This is a genomic window from uncultured Tenacibaculum sp., assembly GCF_947495995.1.
Classification (GTDB): Bacteria; Bacteroidota; Bacteroidia; order Flavobacteriales; family Flavobacteriaceae; genus Polaribacter.
Genome location: NZ_CANMAX010000003.1, coordinates 40661 through 62617, shown reverse-complemented (window position 1 = coordinate 62617; position 21957 = coordinate 40661). Strand labels below are relative to the sequence as shown.

The 21957-nt window shown below is 29.0% G+C and carries 21 protein-coding genes and 1 tRNA gene; 12 read left to right on the top strand and 10 right to left on the bottom strand.

Translation table 11 applies throughout. From position 1 onward, the window contains the following. Positions 1–996, bottom strand: coding sequence for a putative zinc-binding metallopeptidase (locus Q1A15_RS09380; protein ID WP_299622320.1), 996 nt, complete (start codon positions 994–996; stop codon positions 1–3). A 104-nt stretch (positions 997–1100) separates the two neighbouring features. On the opposite strand from Q1A15_RS09380, the gene Q1A15_RS09375 reads away from it, so the two are divergent. The 8 genes from Q1A15_RS09375 (at position 1101) to Q1A15_RS09340 (ending at position 10721) form a co-directional block, all read left to right on the top strand. Next, a complete protein-coding gene (locus Q1A15_RS09375; RefSeq protein WP_299622318.1) occupies positions 1101–1610 on the top strand; it encodes a sigma-70 family RNA polymerase sigma factor in 510 nt (169 codons plus the stop codon). A 56-nt stretch (positions 1611–1666) separates the two neighbouring features. Further along, a complete protein-coding gene (locus tag Q1A15_RS09370; RefSeq protein ID WP_299622315.1) occupies positions 1667–2575 on the top strand; it encodes a FecR family protein in 909 nt (302 codons plus the stop codon). Continuing rightward, on the top strand, positions 2575–5145 hold the full coding sequence (locus Q1A15_RS09365) for a carboxypeptidase-like regulatory domain-containing protein (protein ID WP_299622312.1): 2571 nt from the start codon (positions 2575–2577) through the stop codon (positions 5143–5145). The genes Q1A15_RS09370 and Q1A15_RS09365 overlap by 1 nt, the downstream gene beginning before the upstream one ends. A gap of 80 nt (positions 5146–5225) precedes the next feature. After that, the gene (locus Q1A15_RS09360) at positions 5226–5633 is read left to right on the top strand and encodes a hypothetical protein (protein ID WP_299622309.1); all 408 of its coding nucleotides are present in this window, start codon (positions 5226–5228) and stop codon (positions 5631–5633) included. An 8-nt stretch (positions 5634–5641) separates the two neighbouring features. Further along, complete coding sequence (locus Q1A15_RS09355) at positions 5642–6319, top strand: hypothetical protein (RefSeq protein WP_299622306.1); 678 nt, start codon at positions 5642–5644, stop codon at positions 6317–6319. Positions 6320–6510: 191 nt separating this feature from the next. Next, entirely contained in the window at positions 6511–8895 is a 2385-nt protein-coding gene (locus Q1A15_RS09350; protein ID WP_299622303.1) for an outer membrane beta-barrel family protein, read from the top strand. Positions 8896–9018: 123 nt separating this feature from the next. Further along, the gene (locus Q1A15_RS09345) at positions 9019–9981 is read left to right on the top strand and encodes a sensor histidine kinase (RefSeq protein ID WP_299622300.1); all 963 of its coding nucleotides are present in this window, start codon (positions 9019–9021) and stop codon (positions 9979–9981) included. After that, complete coding sequence (locus Q1A15_RS09340; protein ID WP_299622297.1) at positions 9978–10721, top strand: LytTR family DNA-binding domain-containing protein; 744 nt, start codon at positions 9978–9980, stop codon at positions 10719–10721. The genes Q1A15_RS09345 and Q1A15_RS09340 overlap by 4 nt, the downstream gene beginning before the upstream one ends. 51 nt (positions 10722–10772) lie before the next feature. Here the strand turns inward: Q1A15_RS09340 and Q1A15_RS09335 are convergent. Beyond that, a tRNA-Pro gene (locus Q1A15_RS09335) sits at positions 10773–10847 on the bottom strand. 166 nt (positions 10848–11013) lie between these two features. Here Q1A15_RS09335 and trxB point away from each other — a divergent pair. Further along, positions 11014–11961 carry a thioredoxin-disulfide reductase gene (trxB, locus tag Q1A15_RS09330; RefSeq protein ID WP_299622294.1) on the top strand — a complete coding sequence of 316 codons (948 nt, stop codon included), beginning with the start codon at positions 11014–11016 and terminating at the stop codon, positions 11959–11961. Positions 11962–12014: 53 nt separating this feature from the next. Here trxB and Q1A15_RS09325 read toward each other — a convergent pair whose 3' ends face one another. From Q1A15_RS09325 to Q1A15_RS09315, 3 genes are read right to left on the bottom strand one after another with little or no spacing between them, the layout of a single operon-like run. Continuing rightward, positions 12015–12692, bottom strand: coding sequence for an ATP-binding cassette domain-containing protein (locus Q1A15_RS09325; RefSeq protein WP_299622291.1), 678 nt, complete (start codon positions 12690–12692; stop codon positions 12015–12017). Then, complete coding sequence (locus Q1A15_RS09320) at positions 12679–13611, bottom strand: ABC transporter permease (protein WP_299622288.1); 933 nt, start codon at positions 13609–13611, stop codon at positions 12679–12681. Before Q1A15_RS09320 ends, Q1A15_RS09325 begins: the two co-directional genes overlap by 14 nt. Further along, positions 13612–14196, bottom strand: a complete 585-nt coding sequence (locus tag Q1A15_RS09315) for a lipoprotein signal peptidase (RefSeq protein WP_299622285.1) — start codon at positions 14194–14196, stop codon at positions 13612–13614. A gap of 123 nt (positions 14197–14319) precedes the next feature. Between Q1A15_RS09315 and Q1A15_RS09310 the strand changes: the two genes are divergently transcribed. The 3 genes from Q1A15_RS09310 (at position 14320) to Q1A15_RS09300 (ending at position 16914) form a co-directional block, all read left to right on the top strand. Further along, positions 14320–15126, top strand: coding sequence for a helix-turn-helix domain-containing protein (locus Q1A15_RS09310; RefSeq protein ID WP_299622282.1), 807 nt, complete (start codon positions 14320–14322; stop codon positions 15124–15126). A gap of 83 nt (positions 15127–15209) precedes the next feature. Continuing rightward, positions 15210–16490, top strand: a complete 1281-nt coding sequence (locus Q1A15_RS09305) for a hypothetical protein (protein ID WP_299622278.1) — start codon at positions 15210–15212, stop codon at positions 16488–16490. Positions 16491–16500: 10 nt separating this feature from the next. Next, positions 16501–16914: a thiol-disulfide oxidoreductase DCC family protein gene (locus tag Q1A15_RS09300; protein ID WP_299622275.1), complete on the top strand. Its 414-nt coding sequence runs from the start codon at positions 16501–16503 to the stop codon at positions 16912–16914. 79 nt (positions 16915–16993) lie between these two features. Here Q1A15_RS09300 and Q1A15_RS09295 read toward each other — a convergent pair whose 3' ends face one another. The 5 genes from Q1A15_RS09295 to Q1A15_RS09275 form a co-directional block, all read right to left on the bottom strand. After that, positions 16994–18310 (bottom strand): hypothetical protein, encoded by a 1317-nt coding sequence (locus tag Q1A15_RS09295; protein WP_299622272.1) that lies wholly within the window; start codon positions 18308–18310, stop codon positions 16994–16996. Between the two features lie 67 nt (positions 18311–18377). Continuing rightward, positions 18378–18590, bottom strand: a complete 213-nt coding sequence (locus tag Q1A15_RS09290) for a hypothetical protein (protein ID WP_299622269.1) — start codon at positions 18588–18590, stop codon at positions 18378–18380. Positions 18591–18900: 310 nt separating this feature from the next. Further along, positions 18901–20796: a peptidase M61 gene (locus tag Q1A15_RS09285; protein ID WP_299622266.1), complete on the bottom strand. Its 1896-nt coding sequence runs from the start codon at positions 20794–20796 to the stop codon at positions 18901–18903. A gap of 102 nt (positions 20797–20898) precedes the next feature. Next, on the bottom strand, positions 20899–21540 hold the full coding sequence (locus Q1A15_RS09280) for a hypothetical protein (protein ID WP_299622263.1): 642 nt from the start codon (positions 21538–21540) through the stop codon (positions 20899–20901). Between the two features lie 35 nt (positions 21541–21575). After that, positions 21576–21956, bottom strand: a complete 381-nt coding sequence (locus Q1A15_RS09275) for a TraR/DksA C4-type zinc finger protein (RefSeq protein ID WP_299622260.1) — start codon at positions 21954–21956, stop codon at positions 21576–21578. Position 21957: the final 1 nt, after the last annotated feature.

Sequence of the window (21957 nt, the reverse complement as noted above, 5' to 3'; positions counted from 1 at the left end):
TTATCTCTTAAAATGATGTCTTCTACATGATTTTCCAATCTTACTTGCTTGCTTCCATTGTCCTGGTTCAGGTAAAATAAAACCGGTATTTTTTCCTCTACTTCGTAAGTTTAAATTTGTTCGTATATGATTTCTAAATTCTATTAACTCACTTCTATTATTCATTAAAAGAATCTTCTTTTCTGCTACTGTATTTCCTGCAGGAATATCTTTTTTAGTTACATACGTAGCAAAAACTTCTGCAATATCTTCTGCTGGATTTGTTGCCGCATAATTGGTAACAAATCGATCTCTGTTGGTTTGGTAAAAACTATTTAATGCATCTTCTCCTTGATTAGAAGCAGTTTGATAAGCACTCCAAATATCTGCCCAATAGTTTTGATATAATTCATTAATGTATGCGTTTGGTTTCGCGCATCCTTCTCCTGGATTGTATGTAGTACAATTTGTTTGACTTGAATTTAACTGTGTATCGTTTAATGTTAACACATGACCAAACTCATGAATAATTGTGTAAGCTAATTCTCCGTTAGCATTAAATCCACCTTCGTAAGCATAATTGATTGCGATTCCCATTTTCCAGCTTGAAAGATCTTGTTTAATTTCAACTACAAATCCAGCACTTCCAGTAGGCGTTCCGTTATAAATTACAAACTCACCAACTTTTTGTAATTGTGCGATAGGAACTATCTTTTTTACTAAATCCCATATTTCGTTGTGCTTCGTAACATCTTTTTGATATTCTAAATCCTGACCTGTAACCGTGTAATCTTTAATCTTACTTATTCTGTCTCCTTCAACCTTGTATAACGTAATTTCTCCATTTTCTTGACTACTTCCTTGACTATCTCCTCCGCCGGTATTATCGCCACCAGTATTATCAGGCACAACAGTGTCTGGTGGTAAAACTAATTCGTTGTCGCTACAGCTTAATAAAGTTGTACATGCTAATACTGCTAAAAATAGAAACTTAAGAGGGCGTTTAAAATTCTTCATACTCATCCTTTTTAATGATTTATAATTTTCGTTTAATTTGATAGTAAACCGCTACTTCGAATTCTACCCTACTTTTTTGATTATTTTTTTTATGTTTGTCTCATATGGAGTCAGAAAATTCAATATGTAAACCCAAAGTTTTTGAGGATGTTTTTAACGAGCATTCTGAAAGCTTACGGAATTATATGTTTTATAAATGTGGAGATGTAGATTTAGCTGAAGATTTCGTTCAAGAAAGTTATGTTCGGTTATGGAAAAACTGTGCTAAAGTATTATTACAAAAAGCACGATCTTTTTTATTTACAGTAGCAAATAATTTATTTTTAAATCATGTTGCACATAAAAAAGTAGTGTATAAACATCAGAATACACAAAGAAAAAAATACACTTACGAGACTCCTGAATTTCTTTTAGAAGAACAAGAGTTTATGACAAAACTCCAAAATGCAATCAGTGAATTATCTGAAAAACAACGCGAAGTTTTTTTATTAAATCGAATCGATAAAAAGAAATACTCTGAAATTGCTGAAATGTTAGGCATTTCTGTAAAAGCTGTTGAAAAAAGAATTTCTGCCGCTTTAAAAAAGCTTAGAGAAAAAATAGACGGACTGTAAGTAGGGTAAATTTTCGGAAAACTGTTTATACAATTATAAAGTTCTAAAACTTAGATATGGAAATCAATAAAGATGAAACTTTTTTAGCCCGTTGGATGAACGGAGAATTAAGTGCTTCAGAACTTGAAGCATTTAAAAAGCATCCTGATTTTCAAACTTATGAAAAGATAATTTTCAAATCAGATAAGTTAGCTGCTCCACCGTATGATAAGCAAAAACTTCTACAAAAAGTAAAAGATAATTTAGAACAAAAATCTACGAAAAAAGTAATACCGCTTTACAGTAAAATAGCATCTTTAGCAGCTGCGGCTGTATTAATTTTCTTCAGTATATTCTTTTTTAATAATTCAACAACACATAAGACTCAGTTTGGTGAACAATTAACTGTTTTTCTACCTGATAGTTCTGAAGTGATTTTAAATGCAAAATCTTCTATTTCATTTAAAGCAAGAAAATGGGAAAAAGATCGCAGTTTAAACTTAACAGGTGAAGCTTTTTTTAAAGTTAAAAAAGGTCAGAAATTCACTGTAAATACAGTTTTAGGTGCAGTTGAAGTTTTAGGAACACAATTTAATGTAGATTTAGATGACGATTTAATTCAAGTAAGTTGCTACGAAGGAAAAGTAAAAGTAAGTACAAACTCTAAAGAAGTTGTTTTAACTAAAGGAAAAGCTTTTAGTGCCAGTACAACCAATTCTAGAGAATGGGAGTTTACGGAAACACAACCTAATTGGCAATTTGGAGAAAGTACTTTTGATAGTGTGCCTTTAAAAAATGTAGTTAAAGCCATTGAAGAACAATACAATATCTCAATAAAGTTTTCTAATGATGTAGATAAAAATCATCTTTTTACAGGAGTTTTTACACATAATGATTTAAAAACTGCTTTAGAAACTGTTTGTGCTCCTTTAAAAATTCGTTCAGAATTCACTAATAAAAACACTATTTTACTCGTTAAAAGGTAATGAGATTTAAAATAAGATTCCTTTTTCTTACACTCGCTTTATCTGTAAAGCTACTTTATTCACAAGGAAATGATGATAGTTCAATTCCTTTAAAAAAAGTACTTATAGCTATAGAAAAGAAACATGAAATTAAATTTTCGTTTTCTGAGCATCTTATTGCTGATAAAAAAGTGAGTCGCTTTTCAGAAGCTACTGCTTTGAAAGATCAGTTAATTGATTTACAAAACCAAACCGGACTTATTTTTAAAAAGATTACAGCTCGCTATTTCTTGATTTTAGAAAAAGATGAAAAACATACAATTTGCGGTTATGTAATCGATAAATTCTCTTTACAACCTCTACTTGGCGTAGATGTATATGCATCTAATAATTCCGTAGGAACAACGACTAACGAAGATGGTTATTTTGAGTTATCTGAAGTTCAAAAAAACAATAGTATTATCATTTCTTTATTAGGTTACAAAACTATTACTACCGAACTTTCAGAAAGTAAAAAATCGAAATGTGGTAATTATTTTATAGAAGAATATTCTGCTCAACTCAGTGAGATTTTAATTAATAGTTATTTAACTGATGGAATCACCAAAAGTAATGATGGTTCAATCGTAATTTCACCTCAAAAAAGAGGTATTCTTCCAGGTTTAACAGAACCTGATGTATTGCAAAGTTTACAGTTATTACCAGACATTCAAAGTCCGAGTGAAACCACTTCTGGTTTACATGTAAGAGGAGGAACGCCTGATCATAACCTTGTGTTATTTGATGGAATTAGAATATATAATTCTGCACACTTTTTCGGAATGATCTCTGCTTTTAATCCATACGTTATAGATAAAGTAAAAGTACAAACGAATGGTGTTGGTGTTGGATATGGAAATCACATTGCTGGAATAATCGATATTCAAACAAATAAAAGACTGGCTTCTAAAATTTCTGGTGGAATTGGATCTAACCTAACTCATGCCGATGCTTTTATTAGATTTCCTTTAGGAAAGAAAACTTCGTTGCAAATCTCTGGAAGACGATCTTTAACCGATGTTTTTAATAGTATTACATTTCAGAAAATATCAGATCGTGTATTTCAAAATACCATTATTGCAAATAATAGAATTGATGATAGTGAAAATTTCTTTGATAAGGATAACAAGTTCTACTTTCAAGATTTTCAAACTAAATTCATTACTGAACTTGACGATAATAACACAATTTCACTTAGTCAGCTTTACATAAATAATAAATTAGATTATCGTTTTGGAAGTTTAAATCAAGCATTCATACAAACTGATAAACTTTCTGTTCAAAACTTTGGAATTAGCGGAACTTGGGAAAGAATATGGAATGATGATATCAGTCAAGAAACTACTTTATACTATTCGAATTACAATTTAGATTATACATTTAATGGTGAACAAACTATTGGAGTTGCTTATAGAGAATCTTCGATAAAAGAGAATTCCATTAGCGAATACGGATTTAAAACTGCATTAAACAAATCTTTCAGTGATGTAAATGCTATTCAATTTGGAGCAGAATATGTTAGAAATAGAGTTGATTTTACCTTAGGCAGATCGCTTTCTTTAACTCCTAATTTTTATTACAATGTTACAGAGAATAATATTAGTAATGTAATCGCAATATTCTCTGAATTTAAACATCAGAAAGAAGAGAGAATTAACTTTAGTGCTGGTTTGCGTGGTTCTTATTTTTCACTGAATAAAAAGTTTTTAGTTTCACCAAGAATCAATTTTCAAGCTAGAATTATTCCGAAATTATGGTTAAATGCATCTTATGAAAAGAAATATCAAAACTTAAGTCAGTTGATTGAATTCTCTACTAGCGATTTTGGTTTAGAAAATAAAGTTTGGAGTTTATCTAACAATGAAGAAATTCCGATTTTAGAAGCCGACCAATTGTCTGGTGGTTTAGTTTATAAAAACAAAGGTTGGTTGTTAGACTTAAATCTTTATATGAAAGAAGTAAACGGATTAACTTCGTTATCTAGAGGTGTATCTACAAACCCAGATATTATTACAAGCGGAAAAAGTAATACAAAAGGTATCACTGCTTTGGTGAAAAAGAATATTGGGAAATATACATCTTGGGTAAGTTATAGTTTAGGAGAAACAACATTTACTTTTCCTTTTACTAATGAAGTAAAATCATTCTCTGGAAATGATGATATTCGACATAATTTTATTTGGTCTCACAGTTATAATTTAGGCCGATTAGATTTCTCTTTAGGTTGGTTGTATCGAACTGGAATTCCTTTTACTGGTGTTACAGAAACAACGAATAATGGACTTACAGAATTTATTGCTGGCGATGTAAATGCAGAACGTTTAACCCCTTATCATCGTTTAGATTTTTCTACTACATATAAATTCAATATTTCTAAAAACAAACGTTGGAAAGGAAAACTAGGAGTATCGTTTTTAAACCTTTACAATAGAACTAATAAATTGCAAAAACGATTTTATTTATCAAATAATTTTGGAGACGATACTTTAGTTTCTGAAGAAACCATTTCTTTAGGTTTTACGCCAAATTTAGTATTTAGAGTTACGTTTTAAAACATAATATTTACCCAAATAAACTGTAGGGAATTATTTTGCTCAGTTGTAATAGTATAGTTAAACATAAATATGATATTATGAAAAAAACTTTACTAATTACGGCGTTACTTTCTACACTATTTTCTTGTTCTAATGATGAGGAACTTAGCAATTCAACATCTGAATGTAGTGAATTAGATAAAATTAAAATTGTTGTCAATAATAAAAACACAACAACTTGTGAAGCAACATACGAGTTTAATTCTGATAGTTTTTCAAACTTAAAATATGAATGGTATATTGACAACAAACGAATTGATAATTCAACAGCAAATACTGCTACGCTTTCATATACTTTCACTGAAAATGGAACTTATGAAATATGTTTAAAACCTATTGTAGAAGATGGAAATTGTACACTTCAAAAAAAATGCACTACACTAAAGGTTGAAAATTTAAAAATTGGAGCTGTAAAAAATATATTACTGAAGCTTCACCAACAATAAAAGAAGTTGTGTTAATACCCAAATCGGCTACCCTATTTGAAGTTCCACTTATATCGGCTCTTGTATTTAAAGACAATATCCTTTATGCAGCAGAAAGTAGAAATGGTAACAACCTTGGAAATATTTACAAAATAGATGTTACTGCCGATTCTCCTAGAGCAGAAAGTATAGCAACGTTTTTAAAACCAACGGACCTGGCTTTTAAAGGTAATGATTTATATGTTGCTGATTTAGGTAATAGTACTAATTCAGGTCAGAGTACAATTTATAAAATAGATGTTACTAGCTCCGAAATAAAAAAAGAAGTTGTAATTGAACCTATATTGGCTCCAATTAATATTGTCTTTAAAGGAGATGAACTTTTTATGATATTAAGACCTAATAGGTTTTCTGGTGGACAAATTTCAAAAATTAATATTACAGAAAATTCACCTCAACTCACAGATATCGCTACTAGAATAAATCTTCCTAGAGAAATCAACTTTATAGGAAACGATCTGTATTTACTTGATTATGGTTCAAAAGAGATCTTAAAAGTAGATCAAATATCTGGCAATATGTCAACTATTCTTGCAAATGCTCCAGATAATTTTCAAGATTTTATTTTCGGGAATGGTGATCTGTATTTAACTTCATACACCTCTAGAAAAATTCAAAAGGTAACTTTAAAATGTAGTGAATTATAGTTGTATAACTATTTTTAAAAAACATAATATTCTAAAATAAAAAAAGCTTGATCAATCTTGATTAAGCTTTTTTGTCTATCTCTAAGAACTCTTTGAAATGATTTCCTGAATTCATTTCATTTTTCCTTGAATTCATTGTATAGCTATTTCAAAACTTTCACCCTCAAGATACTTTTGAGGTGTAATTAAACATGAAATATTATACAACTATGAAAATTATAGCTACTTATTTAATCGTTTTTATTTGTACTATCGGATTTGGACAAACTTACACTGGCAAAGTAATCGACAAACAAAATCAACCTATTTCATTTGCTAATATTGTAGCAAAAAATAAAACTGACAATTCAATTATCACAGGAGTAATTTCGAATGAAAACGGTGAATTTTCTATCAAAACAAAAAAAGAAAATATATTCTTAGAAATTAGTTTTGTTGGATTTTCTACTAAAAAAATATTCCCAACTCAATCTAATATTGGAACTATTGTTTTACAAGAAAAAGGAGAACAATTACAAGAGGTTGTAATTACTGCTCGTAAAAAATTAATTCAACAAAAAGTAGATCGTTTGGTTTTTAATTTAGAAAATACTGTAGCTGGAACAGGTGGTACTGCACTTGACGCATTAAAATCTACTCCAAGTGTAAATGTTGATACAGACAAACTTGCTATCGTAGGTAAAGGAAATGTACGTGTAATGGTAAATGATAGAATTATTCAATTATCAGGCAATGAATTAATAGCTTATTTAAATACTATTCCTTCTGATGATATTAAAAACATTGAAGTTATAACAACTCCTCCCTCTAAATACGATGCCGAAGGTGATAGTGGACTTATTAATATTGTTTTGAAAAAATCAAAGGAAAACAGCTGGAATAATCAAATTAGAACTTCTTATTCACAAGCTACCTTTCCTTTATTTAATGTTGGAAATACGTTTAACTATAATAAAGAGAAAATAAGTCTTGTTGCCTCTTTAAATGGAACTAAAGGGAATTCAGCTCAATTCAATGAGTTTAATATTAATTATCCATCGGCTTCTACAATTACTACTCTAGATATGAAAAATAGAGAAAATAGGATTTCTGGTAGACTTGGATTGGATTATAATTTAACAAATAATACTACAATAGGAGTTTTATATTCTGGTTCCTATGAAGATAAAAGAATTGCTGATACAGGAACAACTTTGACGAATGATGGTAATGGAACATTTACAGATAATAAGGGTAACGCTGAATTCATTAATCAGAATCATTCAATAAATGCGCATTTTATTCAACAGTTAGATACACTTGGACGAAAACTGTCTGTAGATGTTGATTATTTCAATTTCGAAAATGCGAATACTAGAAATTTTAGTAGTGAACAATTCATCACTAATCCTAATTTTTTTGAAGCTGAAAATAGCAATAATCAGAAAATTAAAAATTATAGTGGAAGAATAGACGTTCAACATCCAAATAAATGGGCTAATTTTTCTTACGGAGTTAAAACTACATTTACTGAAACAAATAGTGATGTATCTTTTTACAATAGAACAACAGGAACACCAGTTTTTGATCCTACACAGAGTAATGAATTTATGTATTTAGAAAACATTAATGCTTTATATGCTGATGTATCTAAACCATTAGGAAAAAAATGGCAAACTAAAATCGGATTACGCTTTGAGAATACAAGAACAAAAGGAATTTCCAGAACGAATAATCAAACAAATATTAATTCATACAATAAATTATTCCCATCTGTTTTCATAGGATACAACCCAAGTAAAGAAAACATGTTTAACTTAAGTTATAGCAGAAGAATTAAACGCCCTAGTTTTGAGCTGTTAAATCCGTTTCGTTTTTATATTAATTCTATTTCATATCAAGAAGGAAATCCTTTTTTAAATCCTCAAATTTCAGAAAACCTAGAGTTCAAACATATATTTAAAGGAAAACTTATAAGTAAAGCATTTGTAAGTTATGTAGATGACGGATATTTCAATATCGTTAGAGCTGAAGATGGAGCACAGCAAAGAATTATAGTTACTTATGAAAATTTTTATAAAGCTTATAACTTCGGATTAACAGAAACTTTTTTATACAATCCAACAAAATGGTGGAACACAACAACTCAAGCCACTTTATCGAGAATGAATACACGTTATAAAGATGGTTTTAATTTAAATGCTGAATTATTAAGTGGTTGGAATTTTCAATTATACAACAGAAATACATTTCAATTAAATGAGGCCAAAACTATTCAAGCGGAAACAACTTTAGTTTATGCTTCACCTCAAAAGTTAATGTATTTCTCTATATCAGAAATGGTAAGTTTAGATTTAGGATTAAAATTTTCATTGTTAGATAAGAAATTGAATTGTACTGTAGCTATAAACGATATTTTAAGACGAAAAGCTACTGATGTTAATATAAAAACCAATGGTGTAGATCAAACCTATTATAATTATTTTGATACTCGAAGTGTAAAATTTAGTTTAAACTACAGTTTTGGTAACAAAAAGATAAAAGTTAAACAACGCAAATCAGGAAATAAAGACGAGCAAATTAGAGCTATAAAATAAGGTTTAAACAGTTTTATTATAAACAAAAAATGTATTTTTCAAACTTAAAATTACTAAGAAGTGAAGATTTTTAATCTAAAAATAAATCTGAAACAAATTTTTATTGTGCTAACACTTTTGCTATTGGGAAATGCAATAAAAATCTTTGTTTTACATCAAGTAAGAACTATAGGGGATATTGATTTTTATGATTATTTCGATCATTTCTCAGTATTATTATTTGCATCTATTTCATTAATATCTGTATTAATTTCATGGAAGCTTATTAATCAAGTGGATAGAACCAATACAATTCTAAAATTCGTAAAAGTTTATATTTTATCTTTTTTCTTATTCAATAGTATTGGTATCCTTGCCGATTTTATTCTTTGGAAATCTGTAAGTAATTCGGAATATGACATTGCACCACGATTAATAAATACATTGTCTGTTGCATTTATACTTAGCGATGTGTTTGCAGTAACCACAGCGTTTTTATATTTCAGACAGTCACAAACTACAACACTAGAACTAGAACAAACCGCAAGAGAAAAAGCAATACTACAGTCTCAAATGCTTCAGAAGAACTTAGAACCTCATTTTTTATTTAATAACTTAAGTGTTTTATCTGGTTTAGCTAGAAAAAAACCAGAACAAATAGAAGATTTTATCGATGACTTCTCAGACGTATACCGTTACTATTTAAATCATGGAAAAAAGCAATTAGTTAAATTAGAGCATGAAATTTCTTTCTTAAAAAAATATATGAATTTAATGGAAAAACGATTCGGAAAAGCTTATCAAATTGAAAACAATATTGAAGATAGTGAAGGTTTCATTATTCCATGTTCATTGCAGTTATGTATTGAAAACGCTATAAAACATAACAAAGGAAATGAAGAAAATCCGTTAATAATTTCACTTTCTCGCGAAAAAAAATCAATCTTAATAAAGAATAAATTAAATAAAGTAGATTTCACTTTAGGAACAGGAACTGGAAATGATTATTTGAAACGTCAATACCAAATAAATTTTAATAAAGAAGTTGTCTTTACAGAAACTAATCATGAATTTATTGTTGAAATCCCTTTAGTATCAGAAATATGAAAGTACTAATTATAGAAGACGAAGCTATAAATATTGAAATCATTTCAGATCATATTCTTAGGTATAATGATAAAATTGAAATTGTAGCTTCATTACAAAGTAAAGAAGAAGTTGAAAAATGGTATGCTACCAATAAACAGGTAGATTTAGTTTTTTCTGATATTGAATTGTTAGACGGTAATGTCTTTTCTTTATTGAATACAAATATTATTAAGTCTCCAATTATATTCACTACAGCCTATAATACTTTTTATCAAGATGCTTTCGAAGTAAACGGAATAGCTTACTTATTAAAACCTATTAGTTATAATAAGTTTAGCAAAGCAATGGAAAAATTTAAGTCGTTACAAACTAAAGAAGTAAATTGGGAGAAAATATTTAAAACCATTCACGGATTTACAAATAATTACAAAGAACGAATTATTATAAAAACAAAATCAGAGATTAAAATATTAAGTACTAAAAATACTGGAGCAATTTTGTCTAATTCTGGAAAATGTATTGCGATTGATAACAATGGAAAAGAAAATGAATTTCGATATAAACTGTCCGATTTGATAAAAGAATTAAATCCTAAAGAATTCTTTCAAATCAATCGGGGAGAAATTATTAATATCAATTTCATTGAAAAAATAGAACCTTATTTTGGTGATAGATTAGCAATTTCAATTAAAAACTACAAACAACACCTAATTACAAGTGCCTCGACTACAAGTAATTTTAGAAAATGGATTGAATAAATAAAGCATAAAAAAACCTTGTAAACATTATATTTACAAGGCTAATTTTCGTCGGGGTGGCAGGATTCGAACCTGCGACCTCCTGCTCCCAAAGCAGGCGCGATGACCGGGCTACGCTACACCCCGTTTAACGGGCGACAAAGATATAACTTTTTTCTAACATTACTAATGTTTTTGAATAAAAAACTAATGTAAGATTAGTTTTAATTATCGTCTAATAGTAGAAATATATGTATATTGCTCAAACGCAAATAAAAAAAATATACATTTGTAGTTCTATAAAAAATACCCAATGTCAAATACTGTAGAAAGAATAAAATGTTTAATAATCGGTTCTGGGCCTGCAGGATACACTGCTGCAATTTATGCTGCAAGAGCTGATATGAAACCTGTAATGTATACAGGTATGCAAATGGGTGGTCAATTAACAACGACCACAGAAGTTGATAATTTTCCAGGTTACCCGAATGGTACAGACGGTACTGCTATGATGGAAGATTTAAAAAATCAAGCTGAACGTTTTGGTACAGAAGTTCGTTTTGGTATGGTTACCAAAGTTGATTTCTCTACTGAAGAAGGAGGAATTCATAAAGTTGTAGTTGATGAAACTACTGAGTTAGAAGCTGAAACTGTAATTATATCTACAGGTGCAACTGCTAAATATCTTGGTTTAGAAAGTGAACAACGTTTAATTGGTGGTGGAGTTTCTGCTTGTGCTACTTGTGATGGTTTCTTCTATAAAGGTCAGGATGTAGTTGTTGTTGGTGCTGGTGATACAGCTGCTGAAGAAGCTACTTACTTAGCTAACATTTGTAGCAAAGTTACAATGTTAGTTCGTAAAGATTATATGCGTGCTTCTAAGGCTATGCAACATAGAGTAAATAAAACTGAAAACATTGAGGTATTATTTAATACTGAAATTGATGAAGTTATAGGAGATAATGTTGTTGAAGGTGTTAGAGCTGTAAACAATCAAACTGGAGATAAAACTGATATTCCTGTAACTGGAGTATTTATCGCCATCGGTCATACTCCAAATACACAATTATTCAAAGGTGTATTAGATATGGATGAAACTGGTTATTTAATTACTAACGGTAAAACGACTAAAACGAATGTTCCTGGAGTTTTTGCTGCTGGTGATGTTCAAGATAAAGAATACAGACAAGCAGTTACTGCTGCTGGTACAGGTTGTATGGCTGCATTAGATGCTGAACGTTATTTAGGTGCTTTAGAATAGCCCTAAAAACAATATTTTTATATAAAAAGAGATTACTAAACGTAGTCTCTTTTTTATTTTAAATCTAATCGATCTATTGTGTTTAATAATGTTTTGGCTTTCATTTCACTTTCTAAAGCCTCAAAATCTTCTTTCATAACTTTTTTGGTAAAACTCCCTTCTTCCAACACATGAATTTCATCACAAGTAGTAGATAAAGTTGAAAAAATATGAGAAGAAATAATTACTAGTTTATTCAGTCTTTTTAATTCATGAATAATTTCGGTAATCACAATATTGCTTTGAATATCTACTCCATTAAAAGGTTCATCTAAAATGTAAACTGTGTTTTCTTGTAGTAAAATAGCTGTTAGCGCTAATTTCTTTTTCATTCCAGTGGAATAGTTCACAGCATATTTATCTAACGGAAGATTGAAAATATTACGTTCATCTATATTTATTACCTTAACTGCTCTAGCGTTTAATAAGAACTGAATATATTCTCTTCCTGTAATCTTAGGGAAGAAATAAAACTCTGTTTGTAAAAAACCTATAGTATCTTTTAAGTTCTTTACTGAATGGATTTCTCCTTTGTATTTTTCTATTCCTGATAAACAATTAAAAAATGTAGTTTTTCCTGCGCCATTCTCTCCTACTATTCCATATACGTTTCCTGTTTCAAAATCTATATTAATATCTTTTAAAACTGAATTTGTTCCATAGTTTTTAGATAGTTGTTTAATGTTTATCATTTAAAACGGATTTTAGTTTCAACATAGATTTATTATAAAAATATCGAAATGTAATAACTACAAAAGGAATTAAAGATAAACTTAATGCAAAAATCATTGAATTTGGCAGGTTAATTTGCTTCGGAAAGTCGGAGTATTTTGCAATAATTGCTTGTATTAAATAGAGAAAGCATAAACATTGAAAAACAACTACTATTACAATAAATTCAGTAAAAAAAACGCAAAGTGTTGTAAAAATGGGTAGACTTAATAAAGTTGCAAACCTGACTCCTATTTTTATTTTTTTAAAAAGAAATTCTTTAGCTGAGTATTTAAAACTCCAAACATAAAACTGATTTTCCATTTTTGTATAGTAGGAAATCAGCGTAAAGAACAATAACAACAAAGAAAAGATTCCAAGATTAAAATTTTGTACTTCTACCGATTTGTAAGTAAGCCAATACACTACCGGATAGATGTAAAATGTCTTTCTAAAGCCTGAAGAAAATTCAAAAGGTTGTTTGCTAAATGGTGTTGGAATTACAAAACTAGATGGAGTACTTACGGTGAATTTACTAAAAATCAATCCTAGTAAATAGAGATACAAAATTTGTAAATATTCGTTTTCATAAATCAAGTAGATTGCAAATGGAATTAGAATTAAAACATTTTCTAATATTCTTATTTTACCATATGCTTTTCTAGTAAAACTGAGCTTTAAAAAATCGTTTCGTTTTTTTTCTCCTAACTTCAATACAGTTGAAACTGCAACCAAAAGATACACATATGCAGCATATTCACTTTCTATTGAGTAGAAGATAAAGTTTGAACCTAATACAAAAAGTAATAGCAAAATCGGATAAGCCAATGCAGGTGGTACTCCAAAATCGTTTAAATGTCTGTTCAACATTTTAATTTGAAGTACAAAATACCATTTCATTTATTCCTTTTTAGTCTTAGGAAATGCTTGCTTATGAAAAATAAATAATAAGATTACACCAATTGTAATCCAGCTGTCGGCTCCATTAAAAATAGCGTTGAAAAAAGTAAAGCTTTCACCTTGATACATTGGAAAATATAACATATCAACTACTTTTCCGAAAAACATATCTGCGTAACCTTCCTCTGGAAACATTGTTGCTACAACTCCTCTTTCAGATTTACTAAATAAAATTCCGTAGAAAACAGAATCGATAATATTCCCTATTGCTCCTGCTAATATTAAAGAGATTGCTATGACAACTCCGTTATGAATTTTACTTTTTATGGTTTGAGCCAACCAATAAATAATTCCTGAAACAGCTACTAATCTGAATAATGTTAAAAACAGCTTTCCTGCTTTACCTCCAAATTCGAATCCCCAAGCCATTCCGTTGTTTTCAGTGAAATGAATTCTAAACCAATCTAAGCCTAAAACCTTTATCTCTTCTCCTAATGAGAAATGAGTTTTTATATATACTTTACTAATTTGATCTACTAATATTGCTAGAATTACGGTAAGTATAGCTATGGTTTTCTTAGACATCTTTAAAATTTAATAGCGACAAAAATAAGAAAAGTATTATGAATAAAGTAAGTAGCAATCAGGCAAAAAACTATTTTAAGTAAAATTTATCAATATCAAAAAAATATAGTAAGTTGCTAACTTATGATGGAAATTAAGACTATTAATCCGAGTACTGAGCTTTCTAAGTATATTTCTTTCTATTACGAATTGGAATTACATAACGAAAGTTACTATGCTTTTCCATCTGGTAATAATGTCGTATGCATTTTTGAAAAGGCAAATGTTAGTTATAATAATGATTGTATTTCTATTAAAGAAAATGCCAATTATCCTAATTCTTTTACTGCTTTAAATAAATATACCAAACCGTTACAAGTTAAAACTGAAGGTAGTGTTCGTGAGTTTGTTATGATTTTCACTCCATTTGGTTTATCTCAATTCACAACTCAAGATTTCACGAATATTCCTTTCTTTCAAATTGAAGATTTTAACGATTTCTTTGATGTAAGTAATGATTTTTTTAATCAACCAATTGAAGAAAAAATAAAGACTGTGGAAAGTTATCTTCTTTCTAAACTCAATGAAAAAAAGGAGTTAGAAATTATCATACAAGCAATACATTTACTTCGAGAAGAAAAATTGAATGTACATGAAATTGCAAAAGAACTAAACTGTAGTTATAAAAAATTATATCGCTTATTTATTACCCATTGTAGATGTTCACCTACTGTTTTAAGAAATAATATACGTTTTAGAAATGCTCTGGAAAAAATTAAAATTAAAAACAAAGATTTTAAACTTTCAGATATAGCTTTCGATCAAGGCTTTTACGATCAGGCTTCATTTAATAGAATGTTTAAAAATCAAACCGGAGTAACTCCAAAACAATTCTTCAATCAAGTAAGTATTTTATCAAAAAGTAACATTTATTTTAAAAATCTTAAATAAGGTTAATGTCCATTTAATACAATTTTTTTTCGACAGATAAAGATAGATTTGAGTTTACTAAATATTTCAACTCAAATAAATCTATGGAGAACCCTTCAATAGCAATAACAAAATGGACTAAAATTGAAAAGATATCGTTTCGTTTTTTCTTTACCTATTTTGCTTTATTTGTTCTATTCATGAATAACGGCGCCTATCCTTTTTATGGATATTTAGGTCAGTTTTTCAATGTCTTTTTATACAATTTTATTCCTTGGGTAGGAAAAACAATTCTGGGTATAACCTACGAAATAAATACAGGTCCGAATGGAAGTGGTGACACAACCTACGATTATGTACTTGTATTTGTAATGTTTAGCTTAGCGATTATTACAACTGTAATTTGGTCTTTGTTAGATAGAAACAGATCAAATTATAAAAAACTATACTATTGGCTCACTGTAGCGCTTCGCTTTTATGTAGGATTGATGTTAATTAACTACGGATTGGTTAAAGTAATCAAACTACAATTTCCTTATCCATCATATAATCGTTTAAATCAAACGTATGGAGAATCGTCTCCAATGGGATTAGCTTGGACGTTCTTAGGATTTTCTAAAGGATACAACCTATTTATGGGATTAGCTGAAGTTGCAGCTGTATTTCTACTATTTAGAAGAACATTGACCTTCGGATTAATTATAACTCTTGCTACTGCGGCAAATGTCATGGCTGTCAATTATTTTTATGATGTACCAGTAAAAATACTTTCTACACACTTGGTGTTAATGTCTATATTTTTACTAGCTCATAACTTCGAAGATTTATTCAAATTCTTCTTCCTGAAGAAACCAATTCACCTTAGAGAAATTGAAAAACCTAAACTGAAAAACGGACTCAGAAAAACGCTTTTAGTTTTAAAAGTTTTGATCTTGTTTTATGCAATTCCGTATAGTGTATTTGTAACAAGTCAACAAGGAGGCGAAAGTTCTTTAAAAGGTTTTTACGAAGTAAAAGAGTTTCAAGTAAACGATTCTATTTTTGATGTTACTGATACATTAAAATATAATACTGTAAAATGGAAAAACATGCTTATCGATTCTAAACGATGGTTGCGTGTTGAAAAAATCGATGAGAGAAGAAGCTGGTATAGTATTGAATTAGATGAAAAAGAAAGTAAACTTACGCTTAGAGATTACAACGATACCACAGAGGTTTATAAATTAACTTATAAAGAAATTGACACAGCTAATTTTGTTGTTAAAGGAACCATAAAATCTGATTCCATACGTATCAAATTTGATCTAACAAAAGATTATAGAAAGAAATTTTTATTAACGAACAGAGGTTTTCATTGGATAAATGAAAGACCATATAATAGATAAGTAACTTTTAATGAATATCCCTAAAGGAAAATATCTTATTCTTTTTGATGGAGTTTGCAATTTGTGCAACTCTAGCGTGCAATTTGTGATGAAACATGATAAACACAACAGATTTATCTTCACTTCTTTGCAAGGTAAAACCGCTGAAAATATTATCGAGAATTTTAATATCGATACGACTAAAATAGATTCTATTTTACTCTTTACACCTGAAGAAGAACTTTTTCACAAATCTACAGCAGCATTGAAAATTGCGCATCGACTAAAATTTCCAATAAACTTAATGAGTGTATTTTTTATTCTCCCTAAGTTTTTAAGAGATATTGTTTACGATTTTATTGCTAAGAACAGATATAAGTGGTTCGGCAAAAGGGAATCTTGCTATATACCAACACCTGAATTAACATCCAAGTTTTTGGATTAATTTAATTTAGCTACACTAACCAAACGAGAAGGGTCTTTATTACGAAAGTAATATCGACCTTTCTTTTATTGTAATGATTTTATTCTACTAACGATTCTTCGAAATGAAAGTCTTCAATGTTAACTCTTAAAGCTTTCATAATTCCAAAAAACAAATAACATGTTTTAACTTCCATTTCTCTTTGTAATTTACTCTGAGAAATAATCGCTAAAATTTCATTTAAATCAACCTCCATTTTAGCATCTTCAGGAAAATAAAAATCATCTTTTGTTTGTAATAACCATTCATCAAATACTTCAATACTCATTTTATGTTCATTTTCTTCTAATAAGTGAATAGATTTGATAATAAACAAGCTTTTTAAAGTATGTAGTATTATTTGATGTTTTTCTTCTTTTTTAAAGTAATTAAATACACTTAACAAAAATTGAACTCTATTTTCTAAAGTATTTTGTTCATGTTTTTTTGATAATGATATGAAGAAATCTGTACAAACCTTTAGCTCATTATCCTTTAAAAAAGGAATAATGTTTTTGACATAAAGTAATTTAAAATTATTCTTTAACATATCTTTTTCTGATAAAAACACTATGTTTCTTTCTGAAATAAGATTGTCAAAACCGTAATAATAATTTTCTATTTTATTTTGAGAAATAGCTTCTTGTATATTTTCATCATCATTGAATCCCCAAAATCCGTATTCAGTAACAGGAGCGATATAATTCGTAATATTTAACAAATCATTTTTATCTAAAATACAATCTTGATTTTCTCTATTCTTTGTATACTGAAATTGTTTTTCAATTACTTTCCCTCTGTAAGATCCACTAGTGTGAATTGGGTACGACAAATATGACAAGTAATTAAACGTATGCTCAGAAAGTCTTATGGAAGCAAAATTCATTTCCTCAACTGAATTCTTTTCTAAATCATCCTTATTTGCAGCTATACTATCTAATGAAATGGTTGATATCTCATAATTTGGAATAAATGATGCTGTAAAACAATTGTAAAGGTATGTAATGACACTCACAAATTTACTTCCTAAACGATCAGTATCTTTAATTATACTATGCTTATTTATTGATGAGAAAAACTTTCCAAAAAATGGAGAACCACTTAAAGCTCCTAAAACTACAGCGCCCATATCTGTATGATTTATAAAGGCTATATCGTAAGTTATATCTTGAAACTTCTCTTTAACAGCAAAGGTTTTACTGTTATTTAGTATTACAAAATCAATATCAGAACCTTTTCTTATTTTCTTTTTGGATGCTATATCGTAATTACTTCCTACGATTAATATTGAGTCTATTGTTATTTCGCTAGCAGTTAAACTAATTAACTTGTGTAAAGAGTTTAAAATATTATTATAATCAACTTCTAAATATTCCATCTACAATGTTTATTATGGATATTAGATAAATAGAAATTATATATTCACCTAATATCCATTTCAATTTTTAACTCTCTCTACATTCCCAGTATTCCTGATTACCTACTACATAATCTACATAACAATAGCCTCTAAACGGACCATCATAACAGTATCTTCTACACTCACTAAGAGAACTATATGCTCCTCCAACAATTTCTTTTTGTTCTTCACTGTTTAGTTCTCTCGAATTACTAGCTTTAGATAATAATTCTTCTTTTAAAAATTTTAAGCTTTTCATAAAATTTCAATTATTTATTTGATTATAGGGTCTACTCTATTCAAAGGTTTTTCGACTTCCACCTAACTTGTTTTACAACAAGTATTTTATTACTTAGGTTAATTTAGTACTCCAATAAATGGGCTTATGAAATTTAGTTTGATAGCAATTTTTATCATTTTCAAAACAACAATTTCTTAAGGTTAAATTAGAATTTAATTTTATGACTGTTGTTAAGGGAGCGTTATTATTATCTTTTAAAATATAAAAAAGAAAAGAGCAAAACGAAATCGTTTTGCTCTTGTAGAAAATCTTAATGATTATTTTTTTCTTATCCTTTTAACCAAGCTTGTAATAAATCTTTTTGCTTTTGAGAAGCATCTGATTTAGGAGCTAAGCTTTTTCCTGTTGTATACGATTGAGTTAACTTAGTTTTTACAGAAAATTCTTTTCCGCCTCTTTCTAAAACAACATCAATATCGTTACCAGGTTGCCAAGCAAACATACCTCCAATAATTTGTCTTGCATTATCTCTAGTTAACTTTGTTCCGTTAATAGAAATAATTGCATCTCCTGGTTGTGCTCCGTTCTCTTTCCAGAAACTATTAGCATTTACTCCTTCAGTAAATACAATTTTTCCTGTAGCTTGGTCTCCTCTTAAAATAAAACCTCCACCATTTCTAACATAACCAGTTTTGATTTTATTTTCTGAAATTCCAACTCCAACTTTCTCAAAGAATTTGTTGTAATCTATTGGAGTTCCTCCAACAACGTGAGTATTTAAAAACTCTCCAACAGAAGGATATGTCATTTTAGTAATCTCTTCAATTAATGCATCATCTTCAAATGGTTGGTGTTTTCCATATTTGTTAGACAATTCTTTCATTAAAGATAAAATTCCTCTTTCTCCATTACTCTCTTCTCTCATTAAAATATCAATACACATTCCTATTAAAGCTCCTTTTTGGTATACATTAATATATTGATCGTGATATTCTTTTTCTAGAATGTTTTCACTCATTTTAGTAAAACTCATAGCGTCGTTCATACGAGAAGCACTATTAATTTTACCCATGATTTTTGTAAAGAATTCGTCTTCTTTTACTAAACCTTTATTCACCTGGAAATGTGTTGCGAAGTATTCAGTTACACCTTCGTACATCCATAAATGTTTAGAAAATGTTGGCTGATCATAATCAAAATAATGAACATCTTCAGAATGCACACTTAATGGAGTTACAATATGAAAGAATTCATGAGAAACAACATCGATCATAGATTCTGCTAATCGAGCATCATCCATAAACTCAGGTAATACAACCACAGTAGATGTATGATGTTCTAAAGCTCCAAAACCTTTTGGTGCATCATCATTTTGTCCAGCTAAGTATAAATAAATATCATATCTCGGTGTACTATTAATACTTCCTAAGTATGATTTTTGAGCTTGCATCATTTTCTCCATTACTGCTTTTATTTTTTTAGCAGAATGCTTTTTAGTTGGAGAATATACACTTAATACAATTTTAATATCACCTACATTAAACTCTTCAACATCTAATTCTCCATAAAACATAGGATTATCAGTAATATCAAAATAACGTGGTGCTAAGAAACTAGTAGTTATTATTGATCCATCTTCGCTAGTTTTTACTCCTATTTCTTGTAATGCAGAAGTTCTTTTGAATTTTGAAGGTGCAACTACATCTAACTTATATTGATTCTTTTTTAAAGTATCGAAATACCCAATAAATCCATGTAGATTTAAAACATAGTTTGTGTCTTCAATATTTGTTCCTGATGGTGAAAATGGAACTTCTTCTCCTATTCCTCCTACTTTTTCTTGATCAAAAGTATCGTTAACGGCATAAGTTACTTTATCTAATGCAGTAGCATTTGTAATTTCCCAAGTATTCTCGTCTACTTTTGTAACAGGTAATGCTTCTCCTGAATAATCAAGCGCTTTAAAATCGTCTATATATTTACCAAAGTTACTTACCGAATATGTTCCTTGAACTACTCTAGGTAATCTGTAAGTTACTTTATCTGTAGTAAATCTACCTGGATTTATAACTACAGGTACTTTATCTTCTTTAACATTTGTTAGGTCTATATTAGACACTATCGGGTTATTAACTGCAGAATCATCTTTCTTTAATGACTTAGTAGAATTACAACCTACTAACAACAATCCTGCAGCAACAGCAGTTAATGTGTTTCTGTTCATTCGTGTTTAATTTTTTCTAATGGTTTCTATTAGTTTACAAAAATTGCAATCTGTTACGAATTCTCAAGAATATTTAACGCTTTTTGTGAAAAATTGTGAAGATTATAATTGATGAGTAAAGATATTTGCTTTGATAGATGAAATTATGATCTGCTTCTTAAAGTTTTTTTGCTTTAAATGATAAGGAGACGAAACCGATTTTTTATTCAACTGAATTTTTCCAGTATTTGTTGTGATGTTTAAGTTTGAAGCAACTGAAGTGAAATATACATTTCCCTGATATAATTTTAAACTCAGATCTTGTTGTATTTTGTGTAAATCAACATGCCCTTTCTCTATGAAGATATTTAAATCTCCTTTATAACTTTCTGAGATAACATCTACATTATCTCCTATTATAGTTATGTTTTTACCTTTAGGTATTTTAATTAGTGCTGAAGCTCTATTTATTCTTTTCGTAATATACTTCCTAAAAACAGTATCAGAAAAAGAACTTGTTTCAAAATCAAGCTTTAATAAACTTTCAAACTCATTGATTATAACATCGTAAAGTTGTTCTGACTGACTAAACACATGAATTTCGATCTCTGCTGAGTTTGAATTTTGGATTTTTACTTCATCTAGTGCACGGACATTAATTTCTATTTCATTAGCAGATGAAACAAAACTTTTAGTTGAGCTGTTTTGACTTAAAATTGTAAGCTGAAAAACGAATACTATTATTAAAGTAATGTAGTATTTCATAAAATAAAAAAGCTTCCTTAAAAGGAAGCTTTTGTTTATTGTTTTCTTTTGGCCTCAATACTTAATGTTGCATGAGGAACTAGTTTCAATCGTTCTTTTTGAATTAATTTACCAGTAACTCTACAAACACCATACGTTTTGTTTTCAATACGAATTAAGGCATTTTTTAAGTCTCTAATAAACTTTTCTTGACGAATAGCTAATTGCATGTTACGCTCTTTAGCCATAGTTTCTGTTCCTTCTTCGAATGATTTAAATGTCGGAGAAGTATCGTCTGTTCCATTTCCAGCACCGTTTTCGTACGAAGATTTTAATAATTCTAAATCCTCTTCGGCACTTTTCATTTTGTTTTGAATGATTTCTTTGAATTCTTGTAGGTCACTATCAGAGTACCTTACTTTTACATCTTCTGCCATA